The sequence below is a fragment of the Altericroceibacterium indicum genome, assembly GCF_009828105.1.
GTDB classification, from domain to species: Bacteria; Pseudomonadota; Alphaproteobacteria; order Sphingomonadales; family Sphingomonadaceae; genus Altericroceibacterium; species Altericroceibacterium indicum.
Map to the genome: position 1 here is coordinate 842375 of NZ_WTYQ01000001.1, position 21398 is coordinate 863772.

General features: G+C 54.5%; 17 protein-coding genes. 9 read left to right on the forward strand and 8 right to left on the reverse strand.

Annotated elements, in window-relative coordinates:
* Window positions 1-160 precede the first annotated feature (160 nt).
* Complete coding sequence (gene ychF / locus GRI39_RS04185; protein WP_160738387.1) at window positions 161-1261, forward strand: redox-regulated ATPase YchF; 1101 nt, start codon at window positions 161-163, stop codon at window positions 1259-1261.
* A gap of 93 nt (window positions 1262-1354) precedes the next feature.
* Here the strand turns inward: ychF and GRI39_RS04190 are convergent, their stop codons facing one another.
* On the reverse strand, window positions 1355-2689 hold the full coding sequence (locus tag GRI39_RS04190; protein WP_160738388.1) for a hypothetical protein: 1335 nt from the start codon (window positions 2687-2689) through the stop codon (window positions 1355-1357).
* A 278-nt stretch (window positions 2690-2967) separates the two neighbouring features.
* Here GRI39_RS04190 and gyrA point away from each other — a divergent pair, with 278 nt between their 5' ends.
* Window positions 2968-5757 (forward strand): DNA gyrase subunit A, encoded by a 2790-nt coding sequence (gene gyrA / locus GRI39_RS04195; protein WP_160738389.1) that lies wholly within the window; start codon window positions 2968-2970, stop codon window positions 5755-5757.
* Window positions 5758-5975: 218 nt separating this feature from the next.
* A complete protein-coding gene (locus GRI39_RS04200) occupies window positions 5976-8045 on the forward strand; it encodes a TonB-dependent siderophore receptor (RefSeq protein WP_160738390.1) in 2070 nt (689 codons plus the stop codon).
* A gap of 45 nt (window positions 8046-8090) precedes the next feature.
* Here GRI39_RS04200 and GRI39_RS04205 read toward each other — a convergent pair whose 3' ends face one another.
* Window positions 8091-8771 (reverse strand): lysoplasmalogenase family protein, encoded by a 681-nt coding sequence (locus GRI39_RS04205; protein ID WP_160738391.1) that lies wholly within the window; start codon window positions 8769-8771, stop codon window positions 8091-8093.
* Window positions 8772-8866: 95 nt separating this feature from the next.
* On the opposite strand from GRI39_RS04205, the gene trmFO reads away from it, so the two are divergent.
* Window positions 8867-10234 carry a methylenetetrahydrofolate--tRNA-(uracil(54)-C(5))-methyltransferase (FADH(2)-oxidizing) TrmFO gene (gene trmFO / locus GRI39_RS04210; protein ID WP_160738392.1) on the forward strand — a complete coding sequence of 456 codons (1368 nt, stop codon included), beginning with the start codon at window positions 8867-8869 and terminating at the stop codon, window positions 10232-10234.
* A 5-nt stretch (window positions 10235-10239) separates the two neighbouring features.
* On the opposite strand, the gene GRI39_RS04215 is transcribed toward trmFO, so the two are convergent.
* From GRI39_RS04215 to GRI39_RS04235, 5 genes are all read right to left on the reverse strand, one after another.
* A complete protein-coding gene (locus GRI39_RS04215; RefSeq protein WP_160738393.1) occupies window positions 10240-10713 on the reverse strand; it encodes an EF-hand domain-containing protein in 474 nt (157 codons plus the stop codon).
* A 31-nt stretch (window positions 10714-10744) separates the two neighbouring features.
* Window positions 10745-11398 carry a hypothetical protein gene (locus GRI39_RS04220; RefSeq protein WP_160738394.1) on the reverse strand — a complete coding sequence of 218 codons (654 nt, stop codon included), beginning with the start codon at window positions 11396-11398 and terminating at the stop codon, window positions 10745-10747.
* 138 nt (window positions 11399-11536) lie between these two features.
* Window positions 11537-12931, reverse strand: coding sequence for a pyruvate dehydrogenase complex E1 component subunit beta (locus tag GRI39_RS04225; protein WP_160738395.1), 1395 nt, complete (start codon window positions 12929-12931; stop codon window positions 11537-11539).
* Window positions 12931-14091 (reverse strand): pyruvate dehydrogenase (acetyl-transferring) E1 component subunit alpha, encoded by a 1161-nt coding sequence (gene pdhA / locus GRI39_RS04230; RefSeq protein ID WP_160738396.1) that lies wholly within the window; start codon window positions 14089-14091, stop codon window positions 12931-12933. Before pdhA ends, GRI39_RS04225 begins: the two co-directional genes overlap by 1 nt.
* A 106-nt stretch (window positions 14092-14197) precedes the next feature.
* Entirely contained in the window at window positions 14198-14515 is a 318-nt protein-coding gene (locus GRI39_RS04235; protein WP_160738397.1) for an FtsB family cell division protein, read from the reverse strand.
* A gap of 133 nt (window positions 14516-14648) precedes the next feature.
* Here GRI39_RS04235 and hppD point away from each other — a divergent pair, with 133 nt between their 5' ends.
* The 5 genes from hppD (at window position 14649) to GRI39_RS04260 (ending at window position 19733) form a co-directional block, all read left to right on the forward strand.
* Entirely contained in the window at window positions 14649-15752 is a 1104-nt protein-coding gene (gene hppD, locus GRI39_RS04240; RefSeq protein ID WP_160738398.1) for a 4-hydroxyphenylpyruvate dioxygenase, read from the forward strand.
* 184 nt (window positions 15753-15936) lie between these two features.
* Entirely contained in the window at window positions 15937-16764 is an 828-nt protein-coding gene (locus tag GRI39_RS04245) for a glutathione S-transferase family protein (RefSeq protein ID WP_246204857.1), read from the forward strand.
* A 34-nt stretch (window positions 16765-16798) separates the two neighbouring features.
* Window positions 16799-17719, forward strand: coding sequence for an SDR family NAD(P)-dependent oxidoreductase (locus tag GRI39_RS04250; protein ID WP_160738399.1), 921 nt, complete (start codon window positions 16799-16801; stop codon window positions 17717-17719).
* A gap of 110 nt (window positions 17720-17829) precedes the next feature.
* Complete coding sequence (locus GRI39_RS04255) at window positions 17830-18372, forward strand: hypothetical protein (protein WP_160738400.1); 543 nt, start codon at window positions 17830-17832, stop codon at window positions 18370-18372.
* Window positions 18373-18500: 128 nt separating this feature from the next.
* Window positions 18501-19733, forward strand: coding sequence for an MFS transporter (locus GRI39_RS04260; RefSeq protein WP_160738401.1), 1233 nt, complete (start codon window positions 18501-18503; stop codon window positions 19731-19733).
* Between the two features lie 83 nt (window positions 19734-19816).
* Here the strand turns inward: GRI39_RS04260 and GRI39_RS04265 are convergent, their stop codons facing one another.
* A complete protein-coding gene (locus GRI39_RS04265) occupies window positions 19817-21091 on the reverse strand; it encodes a MarR family winged helix-turn-helix transcriptional regulator (RefSeq protein ID WP_160738402.1) in 1275 nt (424 codons plus the stop codon).
* Between the last annotated feature and the right edge of the window lie 307 nt (window positions 21092-21398).

A 21398-nucleotide genomic window follows, 5' to 3' on the forward strand; every position in this document is an offset into this window, starting at 1 on the left:
GCGTGAATAACACATTCGGGCAGGTCTGAAAGGAAGTAGCTCCTCTTCCAAAAGACCAAGGGCGCTTTCTCCTTCGGGTGAAAGCGCCTTTTGCATGTCTGGCCTTTCGGCGTCAGCGGCGCTAAAGCGTCGCCAAACACGCTTTCGAGGAAATGATATCATGGGATTCCGCTGCGGGATCGTTGGCTTGCCCAATGTCGGCAAATCAACTCTTTTCAACGCTCTGACTGAAACGCAGGCCGCTCAGGCCGCAAATTACCCTTTCTGCACGATTGAGCCGAATGTGGGCCAGGTCGCCGTACCTGATCCGCGCCTGGATCAGATTGCTGCGATTTCCGGCTCTGCCAAAATCATTCCGACACAGCTTGCCTTTGTGGACATTGCCGGATTGGTCAAAGGTGCTAGTCAGGGCGAAGGACTTGGCAATCAGTTCCTCGGTAACATTCGCGAGGTCGACGCCATCGTCCACGTTCTGCGCTGCTTTGAAGATGATGATGTTCAGCATGTCGCTAATAAGGTTGACCCTCTGGCCGATGCCGAAGTGGTCGAAACCGAACTGATGCTGTCAGATCTGGAAAGCCTTGAAAAACGCGTTCCGGCAGCTGAAAAGCGCGCCAAGAGCGGCGATAAAGAATCCAAGATCATCGCCAGCGTGCTGGGGCAAGCACTGGAACTGCTGCGTGAAGGCAAGCCTGCCCGCCTCACCCAACCCAAGGATGATGAAGAAGAACGGCTCTTCTCGCAGGCCCAGCTCCTTACGGCAAAGCCCGTGCTCTATGTCTGCAATGTCGCAGAAGGCGATGCAGCCAAAGGCAATGAACTGTCTGCCAAAGTGTTCGAAAAAGCCGCCGCTGAAGGCGCGCAGGCAGTGGTTGTGTCAGCCGCGATCGAATCCGAACTGGTGACAATGGAACCGGAAGACCGTCAGGAATTTCTGGCTGAACTTGGCCTTGAAGAAAGTGGCCTCGCCCGTGTGATCCGTGCTGGCTACACACTGCTCGGCCTCCAGACCTTCTTCACCTGCGGCCCCAAAGAAGCCCGCGCATGGACCGTGCATAAAGGGGCCAAGGCCCCGCAGGCCGCTGGCGAAATCCACACGGATTTTGAAAAAGGCTTTATTCGCGCTGAAACCATTGGCTTTGAGGATTACATCACGCTGGGTGGCGAATCCGGTGCCCGCGAAGCTGGAAAGCTGCGCCAGGAAGGCAAGGAATATGTCGTGCATGATGGTGATATCATGCTGTTCAAGTTCAATGTCTGAGCCAAAAAACCAACGGCTTTAAGTCAAAGAAAAAGGGCGCGGAAACCGAAGTTTCCGCGCCCTTTCTGTTACGTCAGCTTAAACCCGTGAGGCTTATGTGGCTGGCGTTGCAGCCGGAGCTGGAGCCGCAGCCGGCTTCGTTCCGCCATTGGCCTGAACATCAGCATAAACGCTCCACATTTCAGCAATCGGAGCCCGTGCGCCGGTTACCTTGGCAAGCGTTGCCTTGCCTTCAGCATATTTGCCTTCTTCGATCTGGGAGATACCGAGACGTGTCAGAACACGTTCATTATCCACGCCGCCTTTTTGAAGGGCAAGCTGATACATCTTTTCTGCATTCGCATAATCATCGAATGACAGGAATGTATCTGCAACACCGCGAGCCGTCACACCATTGGCAGACTTCTGCGCATCGCTCACCAATTTGGGTGCTTCCTTGCGATCGTCTGCCGCACGGCTTTCAGCAATGCTCTTGGCTTCAGTGAAGTAGGTTTCCGTCGAAGAAACCGTTCCTGCCTTCATGCCCTTATCAAGCAAAGAAAGGACTTCATTCGACATCATGCGCGGATCAGCAGCTTCGATATAATCGATATAGTCGCGCTGTGTCGTCAATGTGTCGGTGGCACGCATCAGACGAAGGAAATCAAGCGAAGCCTGATCATCAAAGTCATGTGTCGCACGGACAACCTGCAGGCCGTTCAGCCAATTCTGCTGCGTCGGATCATTCTCGATCAGCATACGCGACAGATCAACGCTGGCGTCTGGAAGCTTGTTTTCATACGCTACCTTGAGGCCGCGCAGGAGCCAGTTGTCAGGAACTGTCTGACCAGCAGCCTTGCGAGCATTCACAACCTTTTCAAGGTAAGCAATACCTTCATTGGCGTTGCCTTCAGCGAAATAGCTTTCAACAATCAACCCTTCCGGGTCGTTTTCAGTATAGCCCTGGTCAATAGCAGCCTGCAATGCAGTGCGCGCAGCGGCATAATCTTTCGCCTGATAGGCAAGATTGCCAACATAGAACTGGAACTGGCCGACCTGTTCAGCTGGAACCTTGCCGCTTTTCAGCATCATTTCAAGGCCTTGACGCTGCAAGGCAGGGTCCTGGGTCTTGCTGCCCATACTGAGGATCAGCTGTCCGGCTGCAAAACGGTCATCTTCTGTTTCAACGGCTGCAACAACTGCTGGGATATTGGCCTTCTGGGCACCAACATCAGCACCTTCAGCGTTTACGGCATCGGCAACAGGCGAATAGGCTGCGACAAAGCCCTTCGAATAATTCTGTTTAGCAGCTTTGGCTGGCTTTTCTTTTGCATAAGCCGGGGTCGCGATCCCGGATGCAGCAACGAGCGTTCCACTGGCCAATGCAGCGGCCAAAGCAAATTTGGAACCGAAACGTTTCCGGCTTGCGGGAAGGGACTTGCGAAGCATTCAACTCTCTCCTGTAAGGATTACGGTGTATACCCAATTACGGTTTCGCGTCTGGTCTAGTGCCGGGTCGCGACGAATTTTGCAAATGCGTTATATATTTTTGCAACTGAACGCCTTTTGAACGCTATTTCAGCGCTTTTTCTCCCTAACCCGGCTAAAATGTGGATAAGGCATAGGTTTTACCACCACAAACACATGATCGACTGGCCTCAGGCGAGCCTATGGCCTAGGGTCGACGATCATATTTCATTGGCAATAATGAAGGTAGATTTCCGCTTGTGAGCGACAGCAGCGATATTATTCTCCCGCCGGAAGAACCAGCAGGTCACGAACTTATCGACATCGTCGATGAGATGAAAACAAGCTATCTCGATTACGCGATGAGCGTGATCGTCTCCCGTGCGCTGCCCGATGTGCGTGATGGATTGAAGCCGGTACATCGCCGCATTCTTTATGCCAGCCTTGAAGGCGGCTTCGTCTATAATAAGCCCTATCGCAAATCGTCGAAAATCGTCGGTGACGTGATGGGTAACTATCACCCGCACGGCGATACGGCGATTTATGATGCCCTCGCCCGCATGACCCAGCCCTGGTCCATGCGTCTGCCGTTGATCGATGGCCAGGGTAACTTTGGTTCGATGGACCCTGATCCACCGGCTGCCATGCGTTACACCGAAGCGCGCCTTGGCAAGGTTACCATGGCCCTGCTCGATGATCTCGACAAAGACACGGTCGATTTCGCTGACAACTATGATGGTTCACGGTCTGAACCCACCGTGCTGCCGGCCCGCTTCCCTAACCTTCTGGTAAACGGTTCTGGCGGTATTGCCGTGGGTATGGCCACCAATATTCCGCCACATAACCTTGGCGAAGTGATCAATGGCTGCCTCGCTTTCATGGATCGCCCGGACATCACCTCGGAAGAATTGTTCGAGATCATTCCTGGCCCTGACTTCCCGACAGCGCCGCTGATCCTCGGCTCTGCTGGTGCGCGTTCAGCCTATACGACAGGTCGCGGTTCAGTGTTGCAGCGCTGCCGCCATGAGATTGAAGAAAATCGCGGTGAAAAGCGCGCGATTGTGCTCACCTCCATTCCCTATCAGGTGGGCAAGTCCAATCTGGTGGAAAAGATCGCCGAAGCCGCCAAGGACAAGCGGATTGAAGGCATTTCCGATATTCGCGATGAAAGTTCACGCGAAGGTATGCGCGTGGTCATCGACCTCAAGCGCGATGCCACACCGGAAGTCGTGTTGAACCAGGTGTGGCGGCACACCCCTGCCCAATCGAGCTTCCCGGCCAATATGCTCGCCATTCGCGGTGGGCGTCCAGAAGTCTTCGATCTGCGCGGCTTTATTGAAGCCTTCATTCACTTCCGTGAAGAAGTCATCACCCGCCGCACCAAATATGAACTGCGCAAGGCGCGTGAACGCGCGCATATCTTGCTCGGTCTGGTTGTCGCGGTGTCGAACCTCGATGAAGTTGTTGCCATCATTCGCGGCTCACCCAATCCGGCGGAAGCGCGGGCAAAACTGTCCCGTCGCGAATGGCCGATTGGTGACATCGCGCAATATATCCGCCTCGTGGAAGCGATTGAGCCTGATGCCGAACAGACCGGTGGCACCTATCGCCTGTCTGATCGTCAGGTCCGCGCCATCCTCGATCTGCGCCTGCATCGCCTCACCGCACTGGGCCGCGATGAAATTGGTGATGAGCTCAAAACACTCTCCATTGCGATTGAAGAATATCTCTCGATCCTCGGCGATATCGACAAGCTCTATGGCGTGATGCGTGATGAGCTGGTTGAAATCCGCGACAATTACGCGACCCCTCGTGTCTCCGAAATCGCGCCTGCCTGGGATGGTTTGGAAGACGAAGACCTGATCGAACGCGGCGACATGGTCGTCACCGTAACGATGGACGGCTATATTAAGCGCACGCCGCTTTCTACTTTCCGGGCGCAAAACCGAGGTGGTAAAGGCCGTTCTGGCATGTCCACGAAGGATGAGGATGCGGTGAGCGAAATGTTCGTCACCAGCAGCCACAATCCAGTGCTGTTCTTCTCCACTGCAGGCAAGGTTTACCGCCTCAAGGTCTGGAAATTGCCGGAAGGCGGCCCGGCAACGCGTGGCCGGCCGATTATCAATCTCCTGCCTTCGCTTGAAACGGGGGAAACCATCGCCGCTGTTCTACCGCTGCCGGAAGATGAGGAAAGCTGGGGGGCGCTGAACGTCGTCTTCGCAACCGCCAAGGGCAATGTCCGCCGTAACTCCATGGATGCTTTCGCCAATATTCCGTCCAACGGGAAGCTGGCGATGCGCTTTGAAGATGAAAGCGAAGATCGCCTGATTGGCGTGGCCCTGCTCGACTCCACTGATGACGTGCTGCTCGCCTCACGCAATGGCAAGGCTATCCGCTTTGCCGGAACCGACATTCGCGAATTCCAATCCCGTACCTCCACCGGTGTGCGCGGCATGAATTTGAAGGATGGCGACGAGGTGGTTTCGCTCTCGATCCTCCATCGCGTGGGGACTGAAAGTGAAGAGCGGGAAGAATATCTCCGCTTCGCACCATGGAAGGGTGAAAAAGAAGGCGAGCCAACGCTTGCGCCGGAACGCTTTGAGGAGTTGGCTGAGAAGGAACAGTTCATCCTCACGGTCTGCGCCAATGGGTATGGCAAGCTCTCTTCCGCCTATGAATATCGCCGCATTGGCCGTGGTGGCCAGGGTATCGTCAATATCGACAATATCCGCCGCAATGGCCCCGTTGTCGCGAGCTTTAACGCCACCAAGCAGCATCAGCTTATGCTGGTGACCAATCAGGCCAAGCTCATCCGTATAGGTCTGGATACGATGCGCGTCATCGGCCGCAGTAGTGCTGGCGTCCGCCTGTTCAATGTTGGCAAGGATGAATTCGTCGTCAGCGCAGTGCGCATTGACGAAGAAGAAGCGCCTGAAAACGAAGCAGAAGAAGCTATCGTTGAAGAAATGGTAGCAGGCGATAGCCCTGAAACCGCGCCGCACACGACGATGGACCGTGATGAACCTCTGGGGGATGACGAGGAAGACTGAGTTTTTCCTAAAACCCTATTGTGTGAATGAAGATCAGCCCTGCCCGTCCTATCCGACTGGCGGGGCTGATTATTTTGCAGAATGGGGCATGCATCACCCGCTGTAAAATGGGCCAAACTCCGCAAATTCGCATAACAAGCGCAAAACTCCATCAGAGCTATTGCAAGTTATTATCATTATACTAAGAGCCCTCCCATGACATCAGGAAGGGCTCATACATGAAACATCTTCGCATCATCGCATTGGCTGGAACTGCGCTAGCCACCCTGAACACCGGGAGTGCTTTTGCCGAAGACGCAAGCGCTGACGCTTCTGCCGATCGCGACACAATCATCGTGACAGGCGCAAAAGCGGAACAGACATTCGCTGGCACCAAAACCGAAACTCCGCTGATCGAAACACCGCAGCCGATTAGCGTGGTCACGGCTGATATGTACCAGGATCAGGGGGCCATCACGATTAGCGATACGGTGCGCTATACCGCCGGAATCGACACTGCAACTTATGGCCGGGACACCCGTACCGATGGCTTCGCCATTCGCGGCATCAGCGCTCTGCAATTCCGCGACGGTATGCGCGATATCTTCTCTTATTACGCCAGCATCACCGCTGACCCCTATAATTTCTCCCGCGTCGAAGTTGTACGTGGCCCGGCATCTGTTTTGTTCGGACAAGGCTCGATAGGCGGGATCGTCAATCTCGTTTCTAAAACGCCCTACTTTGAAGCCGGGGAAGAGGTGTCAGCGACTTATGGCAGCCACAATCGTAAGGAAATCAGCGCCGATCTCAATGTTCCTCTGAACGATACACTGGCCGTGCGGCTGGTCGGCAAGGCCCGTGATGCAGATACGCATGTAGATTATGTGCCGGATGACCGGGTGATGTTTGCACCTTCCATCCGCTGGCAGCCGACACCCGATACAGATATCACGCTGATGGGGCTCTATCAGGAAGATGATAGCGGCTCGACATCGCAATTTCTGCCCATCATCGGGACATTGAAGCCCAATGGCGACAAGCCTCGTCTCGCCAATTCAACCTTTGTCGGAAAGCCCGGCTGGGATCGCTATGATGGTCGGTTGTTGCAAGGCGGTGGCAACATCACCCACCGCTTTAGCGATGCAGTGCAACTGAGCCTTAAGGCGCGCTATATTGATAGCGACGTGGATTATCGCACACATTATCCTAACAGTTACAGCAATCCGACAAACCCTTACGTGGCTGGTAGCGATGGTCGACTTATTAGCCTTACAGCGAGTAATAGCCCTGCCCGGCTGAATGTCTTCTCGACCGACAACAACCTTCAGTTCCATTTTAACACCGGCGCAGCCGTGAAACATACGCTGCTGACAGGCATCGACTATTCCTGGAACAAGGTTCGCCAAAAAGCGGCATACACGTCCAATATCATTGACCTTTACGACATTGATCGCAGTTCCATCGCCACCCCGGAAGTGACAGGGGACTGGAATTCAACATCGCAAAAGCAGCTTGGCTTCTACGTGCAGGACCAGATCCGGCTGTGGGATCGCGTCTCAACAGTCTTCGGCTTTCGCCGTGACCATGTGACTGATTCTGCCGGCAATGAGTATAATGCCTCAACCTTCCGGGCAGGCATTATCGGTGAGCTGGTGGCAGGAATCTCGCCATTCTTCAGCTATACTGAGAGCTTCCAGCCTATTAGCGGCACACTGTCCAATGGTTCACCGTTCAAACCGCAACGTGGCACGCAATATGAAACAGGCATCAAATGGCAGCCTGAAGATAACACGCTGGTCACGGTCACAGGTTTTTACATCAAGGAAAGCAACCGCCCGATCAGCGATCCGGCCAATCCGCTGTTTCAGATACAGGCCGGTGAACTCACCACCAGAGGCGTAGAATTCGAAGCCACCCATCGCTTGCCGGGCAATTTCGATCTGCTGGTGAACTACGCCTATAATAAGGTGAAGGTCAGTGACACGGCTAGCTTCAACTATCTGCCGAGAAATTCCGCTTCGATCTGGTCCACCAAAACTATCGCACTAAAGGATGACCTCTCACTTCGTTTTGGCGGGGGCGTGCGTTATGTCGGCAAGAAGGATTCCATCAGCCCTATCTGGACGATCACCACTGATGATGTCACCTTGGTCGATGCTTTGGCAGAACTTTCATGGCAAAACTGGAGCTTGCGGGTCAATGCTACCAATCTGTTGAACAAGAATTATTACGCATCATGCCTTGCACGTGGCGATTGTTTCGTTGGCGAACCACGCAATATCATGGGCACGATCAGCTATAAATTCTAACAATGGAAAGAGAGGCGGGTGTGATCAGAAGCGCCCGCCTCTTCATTAATGTGTGCGGACCACCCGCAATTGCGGTTCACGCTTGCGCATACTCTGGATCACCCCGGTGCAGATCAGAAACTGTCCGAGGTAATAGATTGGCCAGACGAAAATCTCTGTTGCAGCGCTGGTCGCCAATGGTCCCATTCCTGCAATAATGAGCAGATGTGAGAGGAGGACCAGAACCGCCCCTGCCCCCACACGGTAACGCGGAAAATTGCTCGCCCATGCTGCTGCGGCCATCGCGCCAAGAGTCAGGCCATAGAGCACAAAAGAGGTGGAGGAGGCCCGATCCACCGGCAGCAGCCAGCACACCAGTGGCGTGATAACCAGCAGCGCGATGCACACGGCCTTTTGCGACTGGGCCATGACCGCCCGCCGATGGCGCAAATAGAGGCCTATCGCAAAGAGGAAGCCGCCAAAAAACAGCCATGCTGCGACTTCCGTATCGATCAGCAAGACCATGTCACCCGCCGCGCCAAAGCCCATTACCCAGGCCACAAGGCGGGCATCTGCACCGGGGTGCCGCCAATAAGCATAGAGCGCCAACAGCCCAACGGCCGCGCCCTTCAGCGGGATCAGATACATCTCCGGGATTGGCTCAAAGCGCAGATAATAAAAGGCAAGCGCCACTGCGATGCTCGCAAGCAGAATGGGCCGTTTTTCAGATAAAGCGCGTTTGGGCATCAGTTCCTCCGAAATGCTTCATGCGGCTTTGCTCTCCCGCGCGCAAGACGCCTGAAGGCTTGGCCGAAAGGCTGCGGCACACTATAGGCTGCGGCATGACACATCAGGTCCATATTATCGGTGGCGGTCTCGCCGGAAGTGAAGCAGCTTGGCAATTGGCCCAGCGCGGGATCAAGGTCCGCCTGTCCGAAATGCGCGGAGGCGGTGAACGCACGGCGGCCCATCAAGGCGATGCGCTGGCGGAACTCGTCTGCTCCAATTCCTTCCGCTCCGATGATGATGAAAAGAATGCCGTTGGCCTGCTGCACCATGAAATGCGGCGGCTCGATTCGATCATCATGGGTGCGGCTGAAGTGGGCCGCGTGCCTGCTGGCTCTGCCCTTGCGGTGGACCGCGATGTCTTTTCCGCCGAAGTGGAAAGGCGGCTTGGCGAACATCCCAATGTGGAAGTGGTACGCGAAAAAATCGATACGCTACCCACTGAAGGCCTGACGATTGTTGCCACTGGCCCGCTGACGGCAGCATCACTGGCTGAAAGCATTGGCAAGGCAACGGGCGCGCAAAGCCTCGCCTTTTTCGATGCCATTGCCCCCATCGTGCATTACGACAGCATCGACATGTCAATCTGCTGGATGCAATCGCGTTGGGATAAGAAATCCGGCCCCGGTAGCGAAGGCAAGGATTACATCAATTGCCCGATGAACAAGGAAGAATATTACGCCTTCCATAAGGGTTTGATGGAAGGCGAAAAAACCGAGTTCAAGGAATGGGAAAAGGACACGCCCTATTTCGATGGCTGTATGCCGATTGAAGTGATGGCCGAACGCGGGGTGGAAACCTTGCGCTTTGGCCCAATGAAGCCGGTCGGCCTGGATGACCCGCGCACGGCAACGCCCGAATTTCCGCAAGGCCGCTGGCCCTATGCCGTGGTGCAATTGCGACAGGACAATAAGCTTGGCACGCTGTGGAATATGGTCGGCTTCCAGACGAAGCTGAAATATGCCGCGCAAGTTGAACTGTTTCGTACTATTCCGGGGCTTCAGAATGCTGAATTTGCCCGACTTGGCGGGCTTCACCGCAACACTTTCATCAATTCACCTGTGCTGCTCGATCGCCAGCTTCGCCTGAAAGGCGCGGAGCATATCCGTTTTGCCGGGCAGATCACGGGCTGCGAAGGTTATGTGGAAAGTTCAGCCATTGGCCTTATCACAGGGATGATGGCGGCGGCAGAATTGCAGGGCCGCGCATGGCGCTCACCACCGCCCAGCAGCGCGATGGGTGCCCTTCTCTCCCATATTACTGGTGACGCAGAAGCGGAAACCTATCAGCCGATGAACGTCAATTTCGGTCTGTTTCCACCGATGCATGATGTCGGCAAGAAACAGCGCAAGGAGGCCTATACCAATCGCGGCAAGGCCGATTTCGGTGAATGGCTGCAATCCATGGAAAGCGTGCCTGCCTGATCCGGCTAACAGCCGCAGCGGGGTTTCGGTTTTGCAGGTTTGGGGGCGGTGGTGGCAAATTCAGCCGGGGTGAGCTGATTATCCCCGTCAGCATCAGCGCCTTCAAATTTATCGACTGTCGTGACAGCCCATTCTTCAAAGGTCAGAAGATTATTGCCATCCACATCAAGCTTGCGGAATCCTGCCGTGCGGCTAGCAAGCATCTCATGACGGGTAATCCGCCAGTTGCGGTCATAATCATAACGAAAGAAGCGCCGCTGTTCGCGGGTCAATTCGCTCGCCTCAGGCGGGGTTGGCCCCTCCATTCCGGTGACATCGGCTTCGGGTAATTCTGCCAGAGCGAAACGATCCAGATCTTCCTCGGCCACAGGATCAGGCGGAGGTGCTCCCTGTTCCACCTGCGCGCGCCCTTCCAGCCAAAAGAGCCCCACCCCCAGCAGGATCATCGTGACAAAGGCACCCAGAATAAGACGGTTCATTGTGCAGCCTCCCCCAAAGGCTGCGAGGAGTTTACCTGCCGATCAGCCCGATCCGCAAGGCGCTGAACCCGCTTCCCGGCCCATCCAGCAGAGCTGTCCCACCTTGTGACACTGCGCGCCGAGCAAGGCCGGACAAAACCGAAAGCGTGCGCAAGGCGCGTGGCAGAGAGATTTTCGTGCCCATCAGCACCTCGGCCTGCGCCAAAACACGCGCCTTTTCTTCTGGGTTAGCTATATTAGTGGCCAGATCCCCCAGCGCCCAGATCCTGGCGGCTTGAGCTGCCTTGGGGGCCGCCGCCGGCTCACCAACATGATGAGCAAGCCCGGAAAACAGCGCCGCACGACCATCGACAAAGCCGCTGAGCGCTTCATCGTCTAGCTCTTCCTTCAGCAGCAATTCCCAGCCATTCACCAGCCCGATCAGGCTGTCGAATTCCGGCCAATCCTTCAGCGCACCCAACACTGCATCGCCCTTGGGCCATTGGTCCACCGGTTTGGCAAACATATCACGCCACCATGCAAGCCGCATCTGCGCCAACACGATCTCGCGCTTTTGGGCAACCAATTGCGACAGCCGCGTGTCGAGCGCCAATGCGGCCAATGTCTGCGCACGAGTGCGAGCAGGTGCATAGGTCAGCGCCAGACGTTGCGGCAGGGGAAGAGATTCGACCAGATTATCGGCCATATCGGCGCGGCCTGTTCCTTGGAAAATGGGAGCTTCAAATGTCAATCGCCCGGCCAGGCGGAGAGTTCCTTCCGCTTGGCCGGGCGATCATTATACGTTCACCCGGCGGCCCTTGCGCGCTGCCGAATGGCTGTTCCATCAATCGACGTAGCAAACCTTCTTGGCTGCCTTGATGATGCGATCAGAATCGATCAGCGCCATCTTTTCGAGATTGGCCGCATAAGGCAGCGGCACATCTTCGTTGCAAACGCGCAGGACCGGAGCATCGAGATTGTCGAACCCATCTTCCATGCAAATCGCCTGAATTTCAGACGCGACCGAACATTGCGGCCAGCCTTCTTCAGCCACGATCAGGCGGTTGGTCTTGGCCAGGCTTTCCAGCACCGTTTCCTTGTCCAGCGGACGGATGGTGCGCAGATCGATGACTTCGGCATCAATGCCTTCTTCGGCCAGCTTTTCAGCCGCTTCGAGCGCAAGGCCCACACCGATTGAATAGGACACGATGGTAACATCTGAGCCTTCACGCATGATGCGCGCCTTGCCAATCGGCAACACATGATCATCAAGCTGCGCAAGTTCGAAGCTCTTGCCGTAAAGCAGTTCATTTTCGAGGAAGACCACGGGGTCATCACAACGAATGGCGGCTTTCAGGAGGCCCTTGGCGTCCGAAGCATCATAAGGGGCAATCACCACCAGACCCGGCACGGCGGAATACCACGGTGCATAGTTCTGGCTGTGCTGTGCGCCCACGCGGCTGGCCGCGCCGTTTGGCCCACGGAATACCACCGGGCACCGCATCTGGCCGCCGGACATATAGTTTGTCTTGGCTGCCGAGTTGATGATGTGGTCAATCGCCTGCATGGCGAAGTTGAAGGTCATGAATTCGACCACGGGACGAAGCCCGCCCATCGCCGCGCCTGTACCGATACCGGCAAAGCCATATTCGGTGATCGGCGTATCGATCACGCGCTTGGGGCCGAATTCCTGCAAAAGATCCTGAGTAACCTTATAAGCACCCTGATATTCCGCAACTTCTTCACCCATCACGAAGACGCGTTCATCAAGCCGCATTTCTTCGGCCATCGCATCACGCAGCGCTTCACGCACGGTTGCCTTGACCATATTGGTGCCGGCCGGAATTTCCGGGTCCGAAACCTTCGGCTTCGGCTGCGATTTGGTCATGATTTCAGCTTCGCTGGCGCTGGATGATTTTGCATCATCGCCAGAGCTGTCATCCGAAGAAGACGGCGCTGGTGAAGAGCCAGGCGCTTCAAGTGAAGAAGCATCTTCACCATCTTCTGCCAGCATGGCGATAACCGTGCCGACTTTGACGTTTTCAGCGCCTTCTTCGATCAGCAGCTTGCCAACCGTGCCTTCATCAACCGCTTCAAATTCCATCGTCGCCTTATCGGTTTCGATTTCAGCGATAATGTCGCCGGATGCGACAGTGTCGCCTTCCTTCACGAGCCATTTGGCCAGAGTGCCCTCTTCCATCGTTGGAGAGAGCGCGGGCATCTTGAGTTCGATAGCCATCAGTAATTACCCACCAGAACATCGGTGTAGAGTTCGTTTGCTTCAGGTTCAGGCGAATTTTCCGCAAAATCAGCCGCTTCGGAAACCTTCGCGCGGATATCCTTGTCGAGCTGTTTCAGCTTTTCTTCGTCATAACCCATTTCGAGCAGATCCTTCTTGGCATGCTCGATCGGATCGCTGGTTTCACGCACACCCTGCACTTCTTCACGCGTACGATATTTCGCCGGATCGGACATGGAGTGGCCGCGATAGCGATAGGTTTCCAGTTCCATCAGAACCGGCCCTTTGCCTTCACGTACATGCTTCACAGCAACCTGCGCTGCCTGATGCACTTCGAGCACATCCATCCCGTTCACCTTCATGCCCGGAATGCGGAATGCGGTGCCACGGCGGTAGAAATGTGTTTCAGCCGAGCTGCGCTTGACCGAAGTGCCCATCGCATATTGATTGTTTTCAACCACGAAGATGATCGGCAGGTTCCACAGGCTCGCCATGTTGAAGGTCTCATAGACCTGGCCCTGATTGGCGGCGCCATCACCAAAATAGGCAACGCACAAGCCACCATCGCCCTTATATTGGTGTGACAGCGCAAGGCCGGCACCCAATGGCACCTGCGCACCCACGATACCATGGCCACCATAAAAGGCCTTCTCGGTCGAGAACATGTGCATAGAACCGCCCTTGCCGTGGCTGATACCAGCTTCACGACCGGTCAGTTCCGCCATGATGATCTTGGGGTCGATACCATAGGCCAGCATGTGACCATGGTCACGATAGCCGGTGATAACGCTGTCTTTCCCCTCTTCGAGAACAGACTGCAAGCCAACTGCAACAGCTTCCTGGCCGATGTAAAGGTGGCAGAAGCCGCCGATATATCCCAGGCCGTAAAGCTGGCCGGCGCGCTCTTCAAAGCGGCGGATCAGCAGCATCTGCTCATAAAACTTGAGCAGTTCCTCTTCACTTGGCTTGTAACGCTTCGATTTCTCGAACTCTTCCTGCAGGCTGTGCAGAGCGAAATCTTCGTCCTGCGGGGCGCCTTCTGTCTTCGCAGTGGACTTCCCGGAAGAAGCGGCACGCTTGCCCGTACCGGAATTGGCGGAGGCTGGTTTGGCCAAAACGTCTATCCCTTTCTCGCGCCGCACCAACTGCGGCACGCTCATTTACGTGTTGCCTATAAGCTTAGTAATGTCACGCTGGCAACGCCCGGTATCGTGCAATCTGCACAACACACAGTTTGAAACATATAAAACCCTCCAAGCTTAGCGCTCAAGGGTGGTCGAGTTCGATGATATATTCGTCAGGATGCGCGACATTCAGATTTTCGCGCATGAGTTCCGTCACCAGATCAGGATCGGCGTGATTGAGATTGAGCAGAGCCACGCGATTTTTCAGCTCAGCCTTTTCCTTCTTCAATTCTGCGATCTGATGCTCACGCTTATCAAGCACGGAGATATTTTCCCCCCATGCCAGCACACCATATGGGCCAACTAGGGCCAAACCGCCCAAAACGAGCAAATAGCCCAAGGCACCAAACTGGCTCAGCTTTTCCCGTATTTTGAATTGGTTGGAGATGGTTTGCGACATAGGTAGAGAGAATCATATTTAGAGCTTCAGTTCAAGCTTAATAGCGTGGAATTGTGGGATTTATCCGCCGAATGTTGCGCATCTCACGGCTTCACGCTTGAAGCTCATAGACAAACAGGTTACAAATGTAACTATGACCCAGAAAACAGATAATTTGATCGAAAATCCATTGGGATTGGATGGCTTTGAATTTCTCGAATTCACCGCTCCTGAAAAGGGCGTGCTGGAAAAGAAATTTGAAGCGATGGGCTTCTCGCGAGTCGCCTCTCACCGCAACAAGGACGTCCAACTCTGGCGGCAGGGCGGGATCAATCTGATCGCCAATTATGAGCCGAAATCGCCTGCGGCCTATTTCGCGGCCGAGCATGGAGCATCGATCTGCGCGATGGCATTCCGGGTGGACAATGCCGCCCATGCCTACGCCACGGTACTCGAACGCGGGGCAGAACCGGTGGACATTCCAACCGGCCCGATGGAACTGAAACTGCCCGCCATTCGCGGCATTGGCAATTCGCTCATCTATCTGATTGACCGCCACGCTGGAAACGGTCCTGACCTTTACGATATCGACTTCATTTTTGAAGAAGGGGTGGAACGCAACCCACCCGGCGCCGGCTTCAAAACGATCGATCACCTCACGCATAATGTGCATGAGGGGCGCATTGCCCATTGGGCCGATTTCTATGCCCGGATCTTCGGTTTCCGCGAATTCCGCCAGTTTGATGTGACGGGCGAATATTCCGGCCTCAACACCAAGGTCATGGCCGCCCCCGATGGCAAAATCCGCATTCCGATCAATGAAGAAGGCAAGAGCGACAAAAAGGGGCAGATTGCCGAATTCCTGCGCGAATATAATGGCGAAGGCATCCAGCACATCGCTTTCGACAGCGATAATCTTTACGCCTCGCTCGACAGTTTGCAGCAAAAGGGCACGGCCTTCGCTTCACCTCCGCCGGACACATATTACGATCAGTTGGAAGAGCGCCTGCCCGGGCATGGCGAGCCGGTCGAGGAATTGAAGAAGCGCGGCATTTTGGTGGACGGCACCACTGCTGGTGGCAAACCAAAACTCTTGATGCAGATTTTCTCGCAATTGACCTTCGGTCCGGTGTTCTTCGAGTTCATCCAGCGCAAGGGTGACGAAGGTTTCGGAGAAGGCAATATCACCGCACTCTTCAAAAGCATCGAAGCGGATTACAAGCTGCGTGATGGCGACACCACAAAACAGCCCGCTTGAGGCTTTTCAGGCACCGTTAGGTCACTCTTGACATCTTTCAGGAGCCGGTCGGTTCTTTTGAGCCGATCGGCCCTTGCTTCACATTACAAATTATTATTCGGACATTATCAATCTTACCTTGGCGCGATGGCTTGTTCTCTGGTAGCCCCAGTGAAAACACGCACCGTCAGGAGAGACCGCATCAATGTCAGACCATTCGATCCAATCCCCTCCGCCTAAGGGGAATAAGCCGATCATGTATCACATTCCCGGCTGCCCCTTCTCCGAAAGGGTCGAACTTTTGCTGGATCTGAAAGGCTGCGGCGACAGCCTTGCAGATATGGAAATAGACATTTCCAAACCTCGTCCAGATTGGCTACTCGAACGCACCAGAGGCACGACCTCCCTCCCCGCTCTAGAGCTGGAAAATGGCGAAACTCTCAAGGAAAGCCTTGTGATCATGCGCTATTTTGATGAGCGCTTTCCGGAAAAACGCATCGCCCACAGCGACCCGTTCAAACACGCCATCGAAGGAATGCTCTGCGCGACAGACATGAACTTTACCGGCGCTGGCTATAAGATGATCCTCAACCGCGACCCTGCAAAACGCGCCGAATTTGCCTCCAATATGGATCAGGAATGGCTCAAGCTGGACGCTTTTCTGAGCTATTATGCGCCTGATCGTGATTGGCTTTGGGAAGATTTCGGCTGGGCAGAAATTGCTTTCACTCCGATGTTCAAGCGCTTGTGGTTCCTCGAATATTATGAAGATTACACCCCGCCAACTGAGGCCAAACGGGCGCTGCGCTGGCGGGAGGCTTGCGTGCATCACCCGGTCGCCCAGCGGCACCATTCCTATGAAGAGCTGATCAAACTCTATTACGATTACAGCCAAGGCGGTGGGAACGGAAAAATCCCTGAAGGGCGCACAATTTCGAGCTTTACGATTGATATACCCTGGCAAAATCGCCCCATGCCACCGCGTGACAAATGGGGCCATGCCGCCACGGATCAGGAATTGGGACTGGCCTGAGAGACAGCTCAGCACTTACTTGGGAGAGGATAGAATGGCATTTGAATTCAAAGGGCGCACGGCGTTCATCACCGGCGGAGCGAGCGGCGCTGGCTTTGGTCAGGCTCAGGTTTTCGGGCGCTTAGGCTGCAAAATTGCCATCGCTGACATCCGCGCCGATGCAGTTGAAAAAGCGATTGGTGAGTTGAAAAACGAAGGCATCACGTGCCACGGTGTCGTGCTCGATATCACAGACCGTACCGCCTTTTCCCGCGCTGCTGATGAGGTGGAAGCCGCACTCGGCCCGGTGACCATGCTGTTCGGCACCGCAGGTGTTTCGATCTTCGGCCCGCTCGAAAAAGCAACCTATGCTGATTACGACTGGATCATGGACGTCAATTTCAACGGCGTGGTCAATCTGATGCAAACCTTTGTCCCCCGAATGATTGAACATGGCCAAGGTGGCCATATCGTCAACACGGCATCGCTCGGCTGCTTTATGGCCAGTAGCGGCGCAGGCATTTATTCAGCTTCAAAATTTGCAGTCCACGGCATCACCATGGCCATGCGCGACGCGCTGAAAGATTACGGCATTGGGGTCAGCGTTTTAGCGCCCGCCAATATCAAATCCAATATTGCCGAAAGCGTGTTCACCCGCCCTGAAAAATATGCCGACAGCGGCTTTGACGTTGATGAAAATGAAATCAAGGCGCTTCAGGAAATCTATTCGCAAGGCATGGAACCGGAAGAACTCGCCGGTCATGTGAAAGAGGCGATTGAAGAAAACCGCTTCTACATCATTCCCTATCCTGAAGCGCGTGAGGGCATGGAAGCCATTTTCAAGCAAGCTCTGGATGCTTTGCCACCAGCAAATTCTGACAAGGAAGGTCAGGAAAAGCGCGCTCAAGCGATGTATAAATATATCGCTGCCCGCAACAAGATGGACCAGGAACGCTACGGTCAGGCAACCCGCTGATAACAAATCGGGATCGGTGCGCTTATCCGGCAAAAGACCGGAAAGAGGCCAATCCCGATCACAAGCCGCCCGATCCAACGGTAGGGTTGGTATTTCGAGGAGAGTTTGCAATGAATATCCGGCTCGGTAGCATCGTGATTGCCGGTTGCGGTGCCCTCACTTTGGCCAGTTCACCAGCCATCGGACAAATGACTGACCGTGAAGTGCTCAGTATTTTGCGAGAATGCGCCAAGGTTGCAGACCCAACTGCGCGCCTCGCCTGTTTTGACAACAACCTTCGCAGTGGCCCCTCTTCAACGGCTATGCAGCAACACCCGAAGGCATCACCTGCGGACACACCTCCAATACACAATCAACGGTCAGTTTCTGAAGGCTTTGGGGCCAATGATGTGCGGCACCCGGATCGGTTTGCCAAGCCACCTGCGGACCAACAAAGCCTGACCGCCCGCGTGGCGTCAGTCAGCAAGCGTGAACCTGGCATTTATCTGGTTACACTGGAAGGCGGCGCGCAATGGCTCTTTTCAGAAAGTGTTCCCTTTTCATTCAACCCGCCACGCAAGGGGTCGCAGGTCAGCATCAACAAGGCATCACTGGGAAGCTATCTGATGAGCGTTGGCAAACAATCAGCCGTTCGCGTCAAACGCATCCAATAATTCTGACCCACAAATAATGCGCATAAGTGCAAGACCTCACTCGCCGGTGAAGCTATAGGCCTGAAAAACGTGGCCAACCGCGCTCTCAGCGCGAGCATATTAATGTTAAAAGCAAACAGGGAAATGACGTGCAATCGCGCAATGTAAAGCTGGATGCTGGCAACGGCACGCTCATCGTTTTGTTGCTGATAACTTTCATCAATATTGCCGGCTTTGGTATCGTTATTCCGCTTCTGCCATTTTATGGGCAAAGCTTCGGTGCTCCTGCCTGGGAAATAACCATTCTGTTCTCCGCATATTCAGTCGGGCAGTTCATCGGAGAGCCCTTGTGGGGCAGGGTTTCTGATCGTTTTGGCCGCAAACCTGTCCTGCTCTTAACCGTCGCAGCGATCGGAATTTCTTATATCGCATTGGCCTATGCGACCGATTACTACACAGCCCTTCTGTTGCGGCTGGTCGGCGGCATTGCTGGTGGCAACATGGGTGTAACCCAAGCCTATGTCGCGGATATCACACCACCTGAAAAGCGCACCGCCCGCCTCGGGCTTGTCGGGGCTGCATTCAGCCTCGGTTTCATGGCAGGCCCTGCAATTGGCGGTCTGCTTGTCATTGAAGGGATTGGAACTGCAGGATACCGCCCCCCTTTGCTATGCGCCGGCCTTCTGAGTGCGATAGCGGTAATTGGTACCATCGTTTTCCTCAAAGAGAGTCGCATTCATATCGCCCGTGCTGAAAAGCAACAGGCCAAGATCCTCGACGCAATGCGCCACCCTATAATCGGACAGGTATTGCTGACCACTCTGGTCGCTACCGGAGCCTTCTCAGCGATGGAAGCAACCTATGCCATCTGGGCTGAGGTCCGATTTGACTGGGGGCCGCATGAGGTGGGCCTGACTTTCACCATGATCGGGGCGCTATCTGCTTTCAATCAAGCTGTCCTGGCAGGCAAATTCGTTGAACGCTTCGGCGAAGCCCATGCCCTTGCCTATGGCCTCGTGCTTGCTGGTCTGGCGATGTTTTTCCAGATTTTCATGCCCAATGGAGCCTGGCTGGTCGGCATTACCGTGTTCACGGTCATTGGCCTTTCGATAACGCAGCCTGCCATTTCCGGCCTGATATCTCTGGCCAGCACACCGGAACAGCAAGGTGCATTGCTAGGCCTTAATGGCGCACTAAGTGCTTTTGCACGTATCGTCGGGCCGCTGATTGCTGGTGCGTTGTTCTCTACGGTCAGTATCGATGCACCCTATATTTTCGCCGGCCTAGGAATGCTGCCAGCAGCTTGGCTGGCCTTGCGCGTGGGTAAGAGAATAAAAATCCAGAAGACACAGCTGCTGCATGCGCAGGCGAATACATTGTAATTCGGGTAGATCACGCAGCATTCCATAAGAGCAATGCCAGGCGAAAGAGGGCAGAAGGCCAAAACTCCGCCCTCTTATCGGGATCACTGCCCCGCTTCAATTTCCTCAAAGGCTCGCTCACGTTCAAGTTGAGCGAAAGCATTGCGACGGATCTTATTGAAAGTTCTCATAAAATAATCGAGCCGCTCTCCTGATAGGGGGGCCATCAGGAAGTCGCTCCTTTTCATCGCCACATCAGAAATGATCGAATACAGCTCTACACCCTTTTCAGTGGGTGAGAAACTGCCAAGCCTCCGGATCGGGCGCCCCTCGCGCGCAACAAGTCCCCGTTCAATCAGTGAGTTAATCGTGCGCCCGGACTGGCTGTGGTCGCGATCCAATTGTGAGACAAGGTCAGACCATTCAATCGGTGGGTTCTGTGAAATTTCGGACAGCACCCAGGCTTCAAAGTTGGAAAGGCCGGTCAACCGCTTGAAAACAAGGGCTGCACTGCGACTGAAATAGGCACTGAGCGTGAGAAGTGGCGATACAATGCTGGAACGATCAATCATGATCTCTTCCCCAGACCGACGTTCAGACGGTATCCGGATTTCCTCTACGTCAATGTCCTCTGCACCAGAGTATTGCGCGAGATCTCTTTCCTTTTCGTACAACATGACTGCACGATCGAGCAGCAGTTCCATTGTCGAAAAGAAATTCGCCAGTTCGCTATCATCAACACCAAAGGTCAATTCGCGATTTCGCAGTTCAGCCAATTTCATCAGGCGGTCAGCAAGTACCAGACCATCATTGGTAAGGTTAATCGGCGAACGAATTTGCGTCCGTTCAACCAGATTGTCGCTTAAAAGGCGCTTGACCGATCGGCTCACCTGCGCCTTATCCACGCCTGCAGCACTGGAAATGCCAGCAGGCGGCAGCGGACCCACACTGCGCAACAGGAACAAAATCCGCCGGTCCAGTTCAGCCAGCTCGATCTCGCGCGCGTAAGATAATTCCGCACTCTCACGCACCTTGCGCAGCACCTGCCACAATTCACTCTGAAATATTTTAGGCTGCAATGCTGCGTAATATTCTCTATCAGCATCGGACATCGACAGCGGCAGGAAACCGTTCAAGATGATGCTTAATTCAGCAAAAAACTCAGCGGGGGCTTCCTTTCCTGCTCCTGCATCTTTGCCAATGTAGCGATACGCCGCACCCAAGGCGAAATTTTCTACAATTCTTACCGCATCCTGACGCAAGTCTCCCAAAACTTGCAGCAATTCCTCATCCTCGGAGGGGATCTGGGTGCCAAGCAAATCAGCCACTCGTTTGCCAGCCACAGCACCAGAATAGATCTCGCGTGCGCGAAACTTCATCCAATTGCGCCAATTCGCATGTGTTACGGCGTGATTTTTATCGTTCACCTGTGCTTCCCCAGTGATGGCGCGAATGCCTGCCTGCCCATATTATGAAGACCCTTACATTTTTCCGAGCGGAATTACCGCAAATCCGGACTAACGCCTTTGTTACTAGAAAAAAACAACAAAACTACCTCTGATTAATGCCACCAAGAACGTTGAAGAGGTTTTAATTTATCTGGACATAGTCAATTACCACGTCATTATCCTTCTTAGGAGAGGCGCTGAAGAGACCGAACAAGAGCCGGCGACCAGCGACATCTGG